Raw genomic sequence first — 15193 nt, forward strand, 5'->3', positions numbered from 1 at the left:
TCATCGCCTAAATCGATAAAATGGAGATCTTATAAAAAACGGATTGACTGGGTGCGGCGAAACGTACTGTTTGATTTGAAGGCTTGAGGATGGACGAATATCTGAATTCCACATCTCGTATATGAAAGTGAAGATCGGAGGAAAAGATGAAAGGAATGGTAAAGGGGGATTTTGAGACGGCCTGCATAAATACGATCAGGCTTCTTTCCGTGGACGCGGTCGAGAGGGCAAAATCGGGCCATCCGGGGATGCCGATGGGTGCCGCGGCGATGGCATATACGCTCTTTACGAAGTTTCTGAAATTCAATCCGAAAGACCCCGGCTGGCCTGGGAGAGACAGGTTTATCCTCTCTGCCGGCCACGGCTCGATGCTCCTCTACTCCCTCCTCTATCTCCTCGGGTATGATATCAGCCTCGATGACATCAAGGACTTCAGGCAGTACGGGAGCAAGACCCCCGGCCATCCCGAGCACGGGCACACCCCCGGCGTTGAGATGACCACGGGGCCGCTGGGTCAGGGCTTCGCCAGCGGCGTGGGGATGGCGATAGCCTTAAGACACCTGGCCGCCCGCTACAACAAAAAAGATTTCAAGCCCGTAAATGACTCAGTCTTCGCGATCGTCGGCGACGGCGACCTGATGGAGGGGATAAGCTCGGAGGCGGCGTCACTGGCGGGGCACCTGGGGCTCTCCAACATCGTGTATCTCTACGACGACAACAAGATCTCGATCGAGGGGAGCACTAAAATCACCTTTACCGAGGACGTGACGGAGAGGTTCAACGCCTATGGCTGGCGGGTCTTTACGGTACAGGACGGAAACAACGTAAAGAATATCGCCACCGCGATAAAAAAGGCGATAAAGGAGGGGGAGAAGCCATCCCTCATCAGGATAAGAACACACATAGGGTTCGGCAGCCCCAACAAGGTCGACTCCGAGTCCGCCCACGGGTCGCCCCTGGGGGAGGAGGAGGCGGTAAAGACCAAGGAGAACCTCGGGTGGCCGACAGAGCCCCAATTTTATGTGCCGGACGGGGTAAAGGAGTTTTTCGAGGGGGTCGGAAAGAGGGGAGAGCTCCTCAACGACAAATGGAGCGCCCTCATGAACGAGTACTCGAGGCGCTATCCCGATGAGGGGAGGGAGCTGAGCGACATCTTCGATGGTAAGCTGCCGAAGGGGTGGGAAAAAGCGCTCGAAATCGAGTTTGAGGCGGACAAGAAGATCGCCACGAGGGCGGCTTCGGGAAGGGCCATAAACGCCCTCTCCGGGGTTTTGCCGAACATGATGGGGGGCTCGGCGGACCTCGCCCCCTCCAACAACACCTATATGAAGGAGTTCCCTGAGTTTCAGAAGGGATCTTACGGCGGGAGAAACATCCGCTTCGGGGTTCGGGAGCACGCAATGGCGTCGGCCCTGAACGGGATGGCCCTCTGCGGAATGGTGCCCTACGGCGGGACATTTCTTATATTTGCGGACTACATGCGCCCGGCGATAAGGCTAGCCTCGCTTATGGGGCTCGGCGTGATATACGTCTTCACCCACGACAGCATAGGTGTCGGTGAGGACGGGCCGACCCACCAGCCTATAGAGCATCTGGCTAGCCTGAGAATAATCCCGAACCTCACGGTCATCAGGCCCGCCGACGCTGTAGAGACCGCCGAGGCATGGAGGTTGGCGATCGAAAACAGGGGCGGCCCCACGGCCCTCATCTTAACAAGGCAGGGGCTCCCGATCCTCGACAGGAAGAGATTCCCGAAGGCGGCCGAGATCAGGAAGGGGGCCTACGTGCTTACGGACGACGGCGGCACTCCGGATGTTGTCCTGATCGGCTCCGGCTCCGAGGTTTCCCTCGTCCTCGACGCGGCGGAGATGCTGAAAAAGGAGAAGGTGAAGATCAGGGTCGTAAACATGGCGAGCTTCGATCTCTTCGACGCCCAGGGCAGGGCGTATCGGGAGAAGGTCTTGCCGCCGGGGGTATTAAAAATTGCGGTGGAGGCCGCATCCCCCATCGGCTGGGATAGATACGTAGGCGACGATGGAAAAATCATGGCCATAAACAGATTTGGGGCATCCGCCCCCGGAAACATCCTCTTCGAGAAGTTTGGCTTCACACCGGGGGCGGTGCTGAAGACGGTGAAGAAGCTTCTCGAAAAGTAATATTTAATAAGGAGGCTGAGACAAATGCCACTTACCGGAACCAGAGAGATGTTTGAAAAGGCGTATAAGGGTGGATACGCCGTCGGAGCCTTTAATGTCAATAACATGGAGATAATCCAGGGGATCGTGGAGGCGGCCATTGAGGAGAGGGCTCCATTAATACTTCAGGTAAGCGCCGGGGCGAGGAAGTACGCCCGCCACGAGTACCTCATCAAGCTTGTCGAGGCGGCCCTTCTGACCACCGATCTTCCCGTGGCGCTCCACCTCGACCACGGGGACAGCTTCGAGATCGCCAAGTCGTGCATAGACGGGGGCTTCAGCTCTGTGATGATAGACGGATCGAAGTTTCCGTTCGAGGAGAACGTCCGCCTCACAAAGGAGGTTGTGGACTACGCCAAGAAGTCCGGAGTGCCCGTGGAGGCGGAGCTGGGGAAGCTCGCCGGAATCGAGGATGCGGTGAAGAGCAAGGAGTCGGTCTTTACCGATCCTGACGAGGCGGTCGAGTTCGTGGAGAGAACCGGGTGCGACTCCCTGGCCATATCGGTCGGTACCTCCCACGGGGCCTACAAGTTCAAGGAGGAGCCGAGGCTCGACTTCGAGCGGATCGAGAAGATCACCGAAAAACTCCCCGGATATCCCCTCGTGCTCCACGGGGCGTCCTCCGTGCTGCCGGAGCTTGTGGAGACCGCAAACAGGTACGGGGCGAAGCTCCCCGGGGCCAGGGGCGTGCCGGAGGATATGATAAGGCGGGCCGCCGCACTGGGGGTCTGCAAGGTGAACATCGACACCGACCTGAGGCTCGCCATGACCGCCACTATAAGAAAATACATGGCGGAAAACCCCGCGGACTTCGACCCGAGACAATACCTCGGCCCCGCAAGGGAGGCGATCAAAGAGGTTGTCAGGCACAAGCTCAAAAACGTCCTGGGGTGCGCCGGCAAGGCTTAGTTGGTTTTTCCGTTTGATGGATTAAGCCTTTGAGTTGAAGGGAATTTTTGTGTTGTGACGAAGACAAAGGCCCCGTTGTCGGGCGGATCGATGAACCGGTTTCATTGGGAACCCATATATCATTAATTTCGTCAATCAGGCAGAGGGCTGGGAGATAGGGGCAGATAGACGGGGGGCGGAGAGACAGGGATTGCGGAGACGGGGGACGGCCATCGGAAACTCGGGCAAATAAATGTGCCTAAACGGAAATTCGGATAAGACGGGATAAAAAGATTAGCGCGGAGGGGTTTCCCCCTCCGCAAATTATTTACAGGAAGCTTGAGCCAATCGAAAACCTATCTCCCTCAACACCGCCCTCCGGTTGAACAAGATATGCTGCTCCCCCCTTCGTGTTGATGGCGCTCCCCTCCGTCTTCAATCAGACAGGGAATCTTTGAATGTCATTCCCGACTTGATCGGGAATCCAGTAAAATGTCCACCCTGAATCTTTAGAGGCCCTGACCCTCCCCCTGCGATTTCAATCGACCCCCAAAACGGCCCCCCTTCATTTCTATGCCCCCCCGCAGCCGACAACGTTGAGTCCTGCTTTCCACCCTGTCGTCAATCTCCTCTTGCAGATGTTCCCAAAAAGGTGTTTATCTTCGAGACCCTAATCGGAGCGGAACTCCCCCTTCCCCCAATCCGGCTCCCTATTAATCCCCTCTCCGCACAGACCGGGGTGGAGCTTGTTCGCCTTGTCTCTGTCGCGCTCGGCCATCTTCGGATTCCCCAGCATCATAAAGACCTCGGCCCTCTTGCAGTACGCATAAGCCATGTACTCCTTCTGGCCTTCCGAATACTTCGATATTGCGCTCGAGAAATCGGTCAGGGCTGAGGTATAGTTCTTCTGTTCAAAATAGACCAGAGCCCTGTTGAAGTAGGACTGTGCGAAGGTGTCATCGTTGATTATCGCCTTTCCGTATTCCTCAAGGGCAAGCTCCAGCTTCCCCGTCGATTTGTAGATTATACCCTTCAGGTTGTAGGCAGGGGCATATCGTTCGTCTATGGTCGTTGCGGTCTCGAGCTCCTTCAAGGCCCCTTCGGTGTCGCCCTTTTTGTAGTAGATAACCGCGTTCTCGTAGTGGGCCTCCGGCAAATTATATGAAAGGGCGATGACCCTTTTTATATCGGCCGTCGCGAGGTCGAGGTTTCCCTGCTTCGAGTAGACCTGCGCCCTCTTGAGGCGGACCTTCGCCTCCCCCTCGGTGTCTCCCCCATATAGATCGAGGGACCTGTTGAGGTTGATGAGAGCCTCGTCGTAATTTTTCGATTCGTACGCTATGACCCCGAGGCTGTAGTGCCGTTTCGCCTCGTTGATCTTGTCTTCATCCACCGCCGTCGTGTCAGGCTCCCCAACCCTGAAGGGAGTAACACAGGAAACTACAATGAGAGCGATAAAAGGGATAAAAGCCGTGTAAAAAAGCTTCTTCAATGACTTTTTCAACAAATATATCTCCTTGGCAATTTTCCGTTCCGATTATAATCGATCCGCTCCAAAATATCAATCTGAAATGTCAATCCCAAATATCAATTCAGATAAATTCCGGAGGTGGAAAGGAGACTATTTCATCGGGCATATGATGTGACTGAGCCTCACCGTTAAATCGCCCGCATCCGACACCCTCGACCCCCCAACGTGAAACGCATACGTAACGAGCTTCCCGTAGGGATCCCTGAACGTGTAGAGGATAAGGTAGTTTGCGCTGCTCGAACCTACCGTGCTGACGTCGACGAGCTCCCCGGCCCCCGGTGGAATCGATTCCGAAGGGAATATCTCCGGCGCCTCGGCAAAGGCATAGGCGGAAAAGATCGCGATTGCAAACAAAACCAAAATAAAAATACACCTTTTCATGGCAACCTCCAATTTGTTTGTCGTAAAGGTTCAAAGACGTCAAATCCTATGTTCCAAAACTTCCCATCTTTTTATTATAGAGATTAGTGGAGGCGGTGTCAAATGAAGCGTACTCTATTTAAAGGAGCTCTTCTTCCATTTCAAATCTCCATAGACCTTGACTGAAGCGTTTTTGTTCCATATAATTAAGAAAATGCCCAAATACATTCCACCAAATATCCATTATCGGCCGACTGCCCGACGGTCAATTGGTAGATAAAAGGAGGGTGCCGTGAACATGACGATGGCCTTTTACGAGCGTCACCTGAAGGAGAAGTTCAGAAACATCGACAGGCTGACTAAAGAGGAGCTCTCGTGGCTCCTTTCCGTCCACGACAAGAAGATCGAGTATTTCAAGGAGGAACGAAAGATGCACTTCGGGGCCTTTGCCCTCGTCACTATCCTCTTTTTCATAATACTCCCCCAGGCCCTCGCGGGGGGCGAGTACTCCTTCCCTTTGATGCTCCTCGAGGGGCTGCTCTTGATCCTGATAATCCCCTACGTCTTCTACTACGCGTGGTACGAGAACCGGCTGAGAAAGATCGAGTCGTTCTACTTCATCATACTCGAGGCCTTGAACAAAAAGTCGATGGGGAAATAGAAAGGCCCCAACATTAATCGATGATCATTTCGACCGCAACAGCAACGCCGATTACTCAAAATCAAAACGGCGGGAGAAAAGGATTTACACGTCTGTCAAAAGCTGTTAATATAGTGCCATGGATTTTCTTCAACAAAACGCCCCCGTCATTGTCGGGATATTGTTATTGCTGCTGGTCCTCCTCGTCATCTTTGTCGCCGTCATCCTGTTCCGAACGGGACGCGGCAGGGGGGCCGGAGACGACGCCGCGACGGACCTGCACCGTCAGTTCGCCGAGGTGTTCGAGAGGAACACCAAGGCGGTGAACGACCAGCTCTTCAACGTAATGGGGAAGGTCAACGAACAGCTCAAGGGCGTCCAGGGATTGATAGATAAGCGGCTCGAGGCGAACGCCAGGGCCGTGGCTGATCGCCTCAGGGAAAACAGCCAGACCATGGACAGGACCAGGGAAAACGTGGACAGGAGGCTCGAAAAAGTGACCGAATCGCTCATGGGCCTCGAGAGCGCCCAGGAGAAGATTTTCGAGGTGGGAAAAGACATCCTGGAGCTTCAGGATATCCTGAAGGCCCCGAAGCTTCGGGGCGGGTTGGGGGAGTTCTTCCTCGAGGACTTCCTGAGGCAGATACTTCCCCCCAACAACTTCAAGACCCAGTTCGCCTTCTCCACCGGCGAGAAGGTAGACGCCGTCATCAAGCTCGGAAGCGGCCTCGTCCCGGTCGACTCCAAGTTCCCCATGGAAAACTTCAAGAAATATATAACAGAGACGGGGGAGGATAAGAAGAGGCTCAGGGCGGTCTTCGCAAGGGACGTGAAAAAACACATCGACGACATAAAGCAAAAATATATCCGCCCGGACGAGGGGACCTTCGAGTTCGCCCTCATGTACATCCCGGCGGAGAACATCTACTACGAGACGATCATCCGGGACGAGGATCTGGGGGGCGACAAGTCGATTCTAAGCTACGCCCTGGCGAACAGGGTGATCCCCGTCTCCCCGAACAGCTTCTACGCCTACCTCCAGGCTATCGTCATGGGGCTCAAGGGGCTTCAGATAGAGGAGAGCGCCCGGCTGATGTACGGTCACCTCGAGCGGCTGAAAAGCGACCTCACCAGATTCAAGGAGGATTTCGACACCCTGGGCACACACCTGAAAAACGCCCGGAGCAAGTACGACGACGCCGGGGGAAAGCTCGGGAAGTTCGAGGACAAGCTGGTAAGCGGGCCGCCGGGGGGCGCAAAGGCGATAGAAGAGGATTAACGGGGGAGGTTGACAAAGAGAGCTTCAATGGGAGTTGCAGTGGATGGTTTTTGGTGCGGCCGTCGCATTTTTTGATATTGTTGTATTGAGTCTTTTTACGCACCGCTTCGGAAAGGTAAATGCAGAGGCGGGAGGCGCGGACTACGGATACTTGAAACAGCGCAGGATTTTGTTGGACTGACGAGATACGAACTACTTGAGATAGGAGGGGGTCGATGACGCCTGCTAAAATAAATATCGCTGTGACGGGGGCGGCGGGGAGGATGGGAAAGATGGTCATCGGAGCGGTCTCCACGGATGATGGATTGAAGCTCACCGGAGCCGCCGAGGCGCCGGGGAACCCCGCCGTCGGCACGGACGCCGGAACGGGAGCGGGAGCGGGCGAACTGGGAGTTCCGATCACCGATGATATCAGGGCCGCGATCGAGGAGGCCGACGTACTTATAGACTTCTCGACGCCGGAGTCGACCCTGAAGGCGGTCATAGCTGCCGCCGATAAAAAAGTCGCCGTCGTCACAGGCACCACAGCAATAGACGACGCCGGCGTGGCCGAGATAAAAAAGCACTCTGAGGCGATCCCGATCGTCATGGCTCCCAATATGAGCATGTGTGTAACCCTTCTCTTCAAGCTCGCCGGGGAGGTGGCGGAGTTTCTGGGCGACGACTTCGATGTGGAGATAGTGGAGGCCCACCACAACCAGAAGGTGGACGCCCCCAGCGGAACGGCAAAGAGGCTCTTCGAGATAATCTCGAAGGCACTGAAGAGGGATCCGAAGGAGGTGGGCGTCTACGGCCGGGAGGGTGTCATCGGGAAAAGAACGGGAAAGGAGATCGGGGTGTTTGCGGTGAGGGCCGGCGACATCGTGGGGGAGCACACCGTGATCTTCGGCGGGATCGGCGAGAGGCTGGAGCTCGTCCACAAGGCCCACAGCCGGATGAACTTCGTCAGGGGCGCCGTGAGGGCCTCCAAGTGGATAAAGGGGAAACCCCCGGGGCTCTACAACATGAGCGACGTTCTGGGGATTTAGGGGCTGCTATCCATTAAGCTTCAAGCAAAGGTCTTATAGTGGAAGGGGGGGTAGGACAAGTTTTTTTGCCCCCATATTATGTGTATATGGCGGTGTCGCGATGTCGCAAAAGATGGGAAATCGATAAGGCAATATTGTTGAGATATTAATTGATATTGCAGGATGGGAAATACATGGGAGGAGAAGGATGAAGATTGTCAGGTTCTTCGCGGATGAAAGCGTGAAATACGGAATGGTCGAGGAGGATATGATCGTCGACATGGGGGACGAAGAATCCTTTGAAGACGATTTCGAAATGATCAGATACCCCCTCTCGGAGGTCATTCTCCTTGCCCCCTCAACGCCCTCCAAGGTGGTGGCGGTGGGACTGAACTACCTCGATCACGCGGAGGAGGTGGGGATGAAGATGCCCGAATCCCCCATGCTCTTCATAAAGCCCTCGACCTCCATCATAGGCCCGGGCGAGGAGATAGTGCTTCCCGGGAGCAGCGCCAGGGTCGACTACGAGGGGGAGCTGGGGATCGTGATCGGCAGGGAGGCGAAAAAGGTCACAGTCGAAAAGGCAAAGGACTATATCTTTGGATATACCTGTCTGAACGACGTGACGGCGAGGGACCTCCAGATAGCCGACATCCAGTTTACGAGGGCGAAGTCCTTCGATACGTTCTGCCCCATCGGCCCCTGGGTCGAGACCGAGCTTGACCCGACGAACCTCGCCATAGAGACGACCGTAAATGAGAAGGTCGTCCAGTCGTCCAACACCAAGATGATGAACTGGAACGCCTTCGAGCTTGTCTCCTTCATATCGAACGTGATGACGCTCCTCCCAGGGGACATCATAGCCACGGGAACCCCGCCGGGGATAGGGCCGATCACATCGGGCGACGTTGTGGAGATCACCATTGAGAGGATCGGAACTTTGAAGAACAGAGCCGCCTCCGACAAGAAGCTGGACTGATTGTTCCAGTTTATCAGATAATTGAAATAGCGCATTTGAGGTTTTTTCCGAGAGGATTGAGTTAGTATGAAAATAGACTATGCCAGAAGGATAAAGAGCCTGCCTCCTTATCTCTTCGACAAAATCGACACCATAAAAAACGAGATGACGACTAAGGGCGTCGACATCATAGACCTCGGCGTGGGCGATCCGGATATCCCCACACCGAAGCCTATCGTTGACGTGATAAGGCGGGAGGTGGAGAGGGGAGAAAACCACAGGTACCCCTTCTATAAGGGTATGGAGGAGTTCCGAAAGGCCTGCGCCGACTGGTATAAGGAGCGGTTCGGCGTTTCGCTGAGCTATAAGGACGAGGTGCTCTCGGTCATCGGGTCAAAGGAGGCGATCTCCCACATCCCGGTCGCCTTTGTAAATCCGGGCGACGTTGTCCTCGTCCCGGAGCCGGGCTACCCGGTCTACGCGATAACGAGCGCATTCATGGGGGGCAAGGCGCACTATATGCCCCTCCTCGCAAAAAACGATTTTATGCCGGACCTCGGCGCGATCCCCAAGGAGGTCGCAAAAAGGGCCGTCCTGATGTACCTCAACTACCCAAACAACCCCACGAGCGCTCCGGCTGCCGACGGCTTCTTCGAGGAGGTGGTGGCCTTTGCGAAGAAGAACAACGTCATCGTCTGCCACGACGCCGCCTACACCGAGCTCTACTTCGACAACAAAAGGCCTAAAAGCTTTCTGGAGACCCCCGGCGCTACCGACGTGGGGATGGAGATCCACTCCCTATCCAAGACCTTCAACATGACCGGCTGGAGGATAGGCTTTGCCGTGGGCAACAGCAAGGCGGTCGGAGGACTCGGCAAGGCGAAGTCGAACATGGACTCCGGGATATTCCAGCCGATCCAGTACGCCGCCGCCTACGCCCTCAGAAACGCCGATGAGCTTTCGGCCCCCATAAGGGATATATACCAGAAGAGGAGAGACGTGCTGTCCGAGGCGCTCTCGGCCGCCGGCCTCGACTTTATCGAGCCCGTGGCGACCTTCTACTTCTGGGTATCGACCCCCGACGGGGAGAGCTCCGAATCGTTCGCGGAGCTCCTCCTTAAAAAGGCGAACATCGTCGTCACGCCCGGAAACGGATTCGGGATGAGCGGCGAGGGGTACATAAGACTCACCCTCTGCACCACCGAGGATAGGCTCAAGGAGGCGGGGGAGCGGATCGTCTCCGCGATGAAATGAAGTATTTGTCGGGCTGCCGTCCCTATGTATTAATCTCAATCCGAGGGGGGCAGAATTTTAAATTTTCTAGTGGGCAGCTCAAGGGTCTTCCGCCTGTAGTATTTAACGCCGGGGGGATTTGCCCCCGACTTACCTACTAAAACCATCAGCTTTTCAGGAGTGAATCATGGCAAGGAAATTCGTTGACCTTTCGATCGCAATCGAGGACGGGCTTCCCTCCGACCCGCCTTTGATGATACCTAAGATCAGGTACGTCGGCCATAAGGAGGGCGCCGAGACGATGATCCCCTTTTTCCCTGGGATCGTGCCGGAGAGGGACCTCCCGGAGGGGCTGGGGTGGGCCGTGGAGCTCCTCGAGGTCAGCACCCACGCCGGAACCCACATCGACGCACCGTGGCACTACCACCCGAAGCAGGACAAGGGGAAACCGGCCCTGACGGTGGACCAGATGCCCCTCGAATACTGCATTTCGGACGGCGTGGTCCTCGACTTCAGGAGGTTCGCCGACGGCTACAAGATCACCCCGGACGACGTGGACGAGGAGCTGAAGAGGATCGACTACAAGATCAAGCCGGGAGACGCGGTCCTCATCATGACCGGCGCCGACAAGTTCTGGGGAAAGCTGGAGTATCTCCTCAGGGGGTGCGGCATGGGCAGAGAATCCACCCTCCATATCCTGAACATGGGGGTCAACGTCGTCGGCACAGACGCCTGGAGCTGGGACAGGCCGCTTCCCTTCATCGCCCAGGAATATGCCGAGACGAAGGACTCCTCCATTATCTGGGAGGCGCACTTTGCCGGGATCGAGAAGGGCTACTTCCAGATAGAGAAGCTGACGAACCTCGACAAGATCCCCCAGACCGGCTTTACGTTCTACTGCTTCCCGATAAAGATAAAGGGCGCATCGGCGGGTTGGATAAGGGCGGTGGCGGAGCTGTAGGGAAGGCCCTCCCCTTCTGAATGGGTGGTTTTTTTGAGATTGGGGCCGACCTCGATTTTAGAATTGATGGGGTCCCGTCGTTGATTTGGCAAAGGGGCCGGGAACTCTCGATTGTCTTAAGGAAAATGGGGGGAAGACATCCCCCCATTTTTTTATTTGCGTTACGGAAGGGGCGGTCGGGCCGACGGGGCGAAAGGAATATCCGATTACAAAATCCGCCCCAAATCTATCAGGCCGGCGGGGATATTTGAAGCCCTCGCTCCCCCGACGCATTTATCAGCTCCACCCCGCAAAGTGGGGGAGCAGACACCCACCCCAATATCTATATGTGAAAACGGTGCCTCTATCTACCCCCATCGACATCGATTCGATGTGCCTGTCGCTCCATGAACAAATACTCAAGAAAATACCCCTAAGTCATTTTGAAACCGAAGGGCCGCCCTACTCTTCGGCAGACGGCACGATCGGCATCGACGGCATCTTCCCGCCCATAACCTCCATCATCATAAGGGTGCCAATTTCATCGTCCGAGGCCTTTGTATAACCCGCCGGTATCTCGAAAACGTCGTCCGACTGCTCGCCCAGCTCGATGTTGTCGATCTCCCAGCTGTAGATAGAGCCGTCGGCCATGACAAACTCCTTCTTTATGATAAGGTCCTTTAGGTCTCTCGCCGACCATACGTAAAACTCCTGAGGCCCCTCGCCGGAAATCGAGACCGTGCCCCTGTACTTTACACAGTCGTGTCCGTTTACCGTCTCGGTCCCCACCCTTTCATAGTCGACATCAACCTTTTTATAGAGCGATGGATCCCGAAATCCCTCCCCGGACACCGGCTGGTCAAGGGGGCGCTCAACATACTTCTTGCTCTTTTCAAAGATCTGCCAGGAGAGGTTGAGGTCTGGACGGGTAATTGTGATGAGTTTTATCGGCGCGGGCATTCCCGGCGCATCCATCGACGTCTCGGTTCTCGTGCTCGAACAATTTTCCCAGGTCGTGCCTTTGGCAATTGTCTTCCACCCTCCGGCTTCCTTCATCTTCTGCACGAAATCCGCCTTGAATTTGCAGTTAAAGGTCTTCGGGCCGTGCTTCTCGGGCTCGGAGACCTCCGGGCCCGATGCCTCCGGGCCAGGGGCGGTATCCTCCTTTTGTAACTTTTCACAACCGCAGAGGACGAGCATGAACGAGAGTATAACCGCAAACGTAAACACGACCACATATTTACCCGGTCTTTGAATAATCATCTTCATTTCCTCCTTTTTTTTAGATTATATTATATATATTATATATTTCAAGAATTGTTTTGAAAATTTTATCCCATTTTACGTTGCTTTTTTGATGTTTTATGGTAGAAATGAATAGCATATTAGTGGGATTTTCTAACTTTTTTAATGAGGTGGATTATGGAAAATGGCGGTAGTTATCTCGATATTGCCAACAGCCCCGGAATGTGGGTGGCGTGCAGCGCAATTATCGTGGTGGTGCTTGTACAGGTGATCCGGCTGATAGTCATCTCCTTTAGGGCCGGGACGGAGATAGGCCTTACGAAGGCGCAGATGCTGAGGGCCGTCCGCTCCGGCTTCACCACGGCGCTGGTCCCTTCGATAGCGATTCTGTTGGGACTTGCCATCCTGATGACACAGCTCGGAGCGCCCTTCCCGTGGATGCGGCTCTCGGTAATCGGCTCGGTTACCTACGAGCTTATGGCGGCGGGACTGGCCTCAAAGGCGCTGGGGCTTGTCGATTTCTACAGCACATTTGACGGACAGGTCTTCACCAATGTGGTATGGACGATGTCCCTCGGGGTGTTCTTTGGCCTTCTTGTCGTGGCGCTTTTTACTCCGAGGATCAAATGGCTGAAGGACAAAGTGGCCGGGGGTGACGAGGGGTGGATGAAGGTGATGACGGCGGCGGCTTTCTTCGGCGCGGTCGGCTACATGGTGGCGGAGCCCGCCGTTAAGGGAGGCTCCAATCTTATCGCCCTCCTTGCAGGATTCTTATGCATGGGCCTTCTTGGCGTGATCATCACCGTTGGAAAACAGAACTGGCTGAAGGAATGGGCCCTTGCGCTCGCGATTGTCGGCGGCATGGCCGCCGCGGGCCTTATGTTCCACTTCTTTGGGATAGGAGGGATTGAAGATGTCGTCAAATAAGGAGCAGATATTTCAGGAAAAGTTCATAGTCCCGGTTCACCGCACGGGGAGAATCACGATACTTGTGGCCATTGTATGCCTCTTTTTCCCGGGTCTTTATCTATACCTCTTTCACGGTCTGGCCCCGACCATTGGACCCCTCATGAAAGCGCTTATTGCCGTTTGGTCTTTCATGGTCGTGATGGGTATTCTGGAGCCGATCATCTATTTCCCTATACTCGGCCTCGGCGGCACGTACATGTCGTTTCTGGTAGGAAACGTCCTGAACCTCAGGGTTCCCGTCTCCGCCACGGCCCAGCAGGTTGTGGGGACTAAAGAGGGGACGGCGGAGGCGGAGGTCGTCTCCACCCTCGGCATCGCGGGGTCTCTAATCGCCAGTGAGCTTGTCATGATAGTAGGAATCCTGTTGTTGATTCCCTTCATCAAGGAGATCAATGATTCGGGCGGAGCAATGGAGGTTGCGCTGAATCAGGTTCTTCCGGCCCTCTTCGGGGCGCTGGGCGGAGTATTTCTCTTCAGGGTGCCGAAGCTCGGGATCGTGCCGTTGGGGCTCGGCTTCATTATCGCGGGTATCGGCCTCGCTCTCGGCGTAAAGATCCCGTCGTCGATAGTGATCCCGCCGATGGTGGTCCTCTCGATTCTCGCGGCCTGGATAATGTACAAGAAGGGCTGGGTCAAGGGCGAGGGGATGATGTAAAAGGAGGTTTATATCGATATGGATTACAAGGACGCATTTCAAGAAGTTGATAAGAACGAAGGCTACATCGTCGACCTCCTGAGCAAGCTGATCAGGGTGGATACCTCCGTCCCTCCGGGGGAAAACTACGAGAAGCTGATAGAGATAGTCGAGCCGGAGTTCGAAAAGATCGGTTTTACCAACAAGAGGGTTGTCATGCCGGACGACGTGGTCGCCCAGATACCGTGGAAGATCAGCGGCCCCAGGGTGAACCTCGTTTCATCGGTGAAAAACGGCAAGCCGAAGGCCTCCGCCTACGCTCACATGGACGTGGTGCCGGCGGCCGATCAGAAGTGGACTCAGGATCCCTTCGGGGGCGAGGTAATCGACGGAAAGCTGTACGGCAGGGGCACCGTTGACATGAAGAACGCCATTGCCGCCTTCATCGGAGCCATGAAGGTCATATATGACATGGGATTGGAGCCGAACTACGAGATGAACTGCTGTCTCTGCACCGATGAGGAGATCGGCGTCTATCCGGGGGCGCGCTACCTGGCCGAGCAGGGCTACTTTGAGCCGCACCTCCTGTGGCTGGAGCTCGGGGCGATGGAGCCGATTCTGACGATCGGGGCCGCCGGCTCCATAAGGATAGACATGACGACGATGGGAAAGAGCGCCCACTCCGGCATGAACTACCTCGGGATAAACGCCATAGAGGAGATGGTTCCCATCTTAAACGAGCTTTTAAAGCTGAAGGCCGACGTGGAAAAGCGGCTCTCCAGGATACCCACCTTCCCGCTGCCGGGAAACCCCTACGACAAGATGACGCCGATGTTCAACCTCGCCATCATAAACGGCGGCACCAAGGAGAACATCGTCCCGGAGGAGGCGGTCCTGACCATAAACCGACGCTACATCATTGAAGAGAAATTCGATGACGTCATAGGCGAGATCACTGCTGCGATCAAGAGGGGAAGGGAGAAGTCAAAGCTTCTGGATGTCAAGGTCAACGTGGTTCACGCCTACCCGCCCCTGGAGCTCGACCCCGAAACTCCGGCCCAGGAGAAGCTGAAGGCGGCGATGAAGGCGGTAAAGGGTTATGAGTATTTCATCTCGGGAGGGATAAGCGGTTCTACAGACCTCGGGTTCGTCCAGGAGGTGATGAAGTCGAAGAAGCTCGACGTGGCGGGATTCGGCGCCGTCAGGGCAACGAACATCCTCGCCCACGCGGCGGACGAGTTCATCTTCATCGAGGACCTGATCGACATGACCAAGGAGCTGGTTCATTACATCGCGTTTTGACCGTTAGCTGAA

15 protein-coding genes are annotated in these 15193 nt (G+C 55.4%); 12 read left to right on the forward strand and 3 right to left on the reverse strand.

The window, feature by feature from the left end; all coding sequences use genetic code 11:
* The first annotated feature begins 155 nt into the window (after positions 1-155).
* Both tkt and fba read left to right on the forward strand, forming a co-directional pair.
* Entirely contained in the window at positions 156-2156 is a 2001-nt protein-coding gene (tkt, locus tag JW984_15795) for a transketolase (GenBank protein MBN1574660.1), read from the forward strand.
* Positions 2157-2180: 24 nt separating this feature from the next.
* Positions 2181-3104, forward strand: coding sequence for a class II fructose-1,6-bisphosphate aldolase (fba, locus tag JW984_15800; GenBank protein MBN1574661.1), 924 nt, complete (start codon positions 2181-2183; stop codon positions 3102-3104).
* Between the two features lie 649 nt (positions 3105-3753).
* Here fba and JW984_15805 read toward each other — a convergent pair.
* A complete protein-coding gene (locus tag JW984_15805) occupies positions 3754-4587 on the reverse strand; it encodes a tetratricopeptide repeat protein (protein ID MBN1574662.1) in 834 nt (277 codons plus the stop codon).
* Between the two features lie 117 nt (positions 4588-4704).
* Entirely contained in the window at positions 4705-4995 is a 291-nt protein-coding gene (locus JW984_15810) for a hypothetical protein (protein ID MBN1574663.1), read from the reverse strand.
* A gap of 271 nt (positions 4996-5266) precedes the next feature.
* Between JW984_15810 and JW984_15815 the strand changes: the two genes are divergently transcribed.
* From JW984_15815 to JW984_15845, 7 genes are all read left to right on the forward strand, one after another.
* Positions 5267-5635 carry a hypothetical protein gene (locus JW984_15815; protein ID MBN1574664.1) on the forward strand — a complete coding sequence of 123 codons (369 nt, stop codon included), beginning with the start codon at positions 5267-5269 and terminating at the stop codon, positions 5633-5635.
* A 166-nt stretch (positions 5636-5801) separates the two neighbouring features.
* Positions 5802-6893 (forward strand): DNA recombination protein RmuC, encoded by a 1092-nt coding sequence (locus tag JW984_15820; protein ID MBN1574665.1) that lies wholly within the window; start codon positions 5802-5804, stop codon positions 6891-6893.
* Between the two features lie 43 nt (positions 6894-6936).
* Positions 6937-7074, forward strand: coding sequence for a hypothetical protein (locus tag JW984_15825; protein ID MBN1574666.1), 138 nt, complete (start codon positions 6937-6939; stop codon positions 7072-7074).
* Between the two features lie 34 nt (positions 7075-7108).
* Positions 7109-7921, forward strand: coding sequence for a 4-hydroxy-tetrahydrodipicolinate reductase (locus JW984_15830; GenBank protein ID MBN1574667.1), 813 nt, complete (start codon positions 7109-7111; stop codon positions 7919-7921).
* Between the two features lie 187 nt (positions 7922-8108).
* On the forward strand, positions 8109-8879 hold the full coding sequence (locus tag JW984_15835) for a fumarylacetoacetate hydrolase family protein (protein MBN1574668.1): 771 nt from the start codon (positions 8109-8111) through the stop codon (positions 8877-8879).
* A gap of 66 nt (positions 8880-8945) precedes the next feature.
* A complete protein-coding gene (locus tag JW984_15840; protein MBN1574669.1) occupies positions 8946-10112 on the forward strand; it encodes an LL-diaminopimelate aminotransferase in 1167 nt (388 codons plus the stop codon).
* Between the two features lie 166 nt (positions 10113-10278).
* On the forward strand, positions 10279-11052 hold the full coding sequence (locus JW984_15845) for a cyclase family protein (protein MBN1574670.1): 774 nt from the start codon (positions 10279-10281) through the stop codon (positions 11050-11052).
* 441 nt (positions 11053-11493) lie between these two features.
* Here the strand turns inward: JW984_15845 and JW984_15850 are convergent, their stop codons facing one another.
* Complete coding sequence (locus tag JW984_15850; GenBank protein MBN1574671.1) at positions 11494-12294, reverse strand: DUF4412 domain-containing protein; 801 nt, start codon at positions 12292-12294, stop codon at positions 11494-11496.
* A gap of 159 nt (positions 12295-12453) precedes the next feature.
* Here JW984_15850 and JW984_15855 point away from each other — a divergent pair, with 159 nt between their 5' ends.
* Genes JW984_15855 through JW984_15865 form a run of 3 tightly spaced genes read left to right on the forward strand, consistent with a single transcriptional unit; the run spans position 12454 to position 15181 of the window.
* Entirely contained in the window at positions 12454-13203 is a 750-nt protein-coding gene (locus tag JW984_15855) for a DUF5058 family protein (protein MBN1574672.1), read from the forward strand.
* A complete protein-coding gene (locus tag JW984_15860; protein MBN1574673.1) occupies positions 13190-13900 on the forward strand; it encodes a hypothetical protein in 711 nt (236 codons plus the stop codon). The genes JW984_15855 and JW984_15860 overlap by 14 nt, the downstream gene beginning before the upstream one ends.
* Positions 13901-13918: 18 nt before the next feature.
* On the forward strand, positions 13919-15181 hold the full coding sequence (locus tag JW984_15865; protein ID MBN1574674.1) for an ArgE/DapE family deacylase: 1263 nt from the start codon (positions 13919-13921) through the stop codon (positions 15179-15181).
* The last annotated feature ends 12 nt before the right edge of the window (positions 15182-15193 follow it).

It is taken from the genome of Candidatus Zymogenus saltonus, from assembly GCA_016929395.1.
Taxonomy (GTDB): Bacteria; Desulfobacterota; Zymogenia; order Zymogenales; family Zymogenaceae; genus Zymogenus; species Zymogenus saltonus.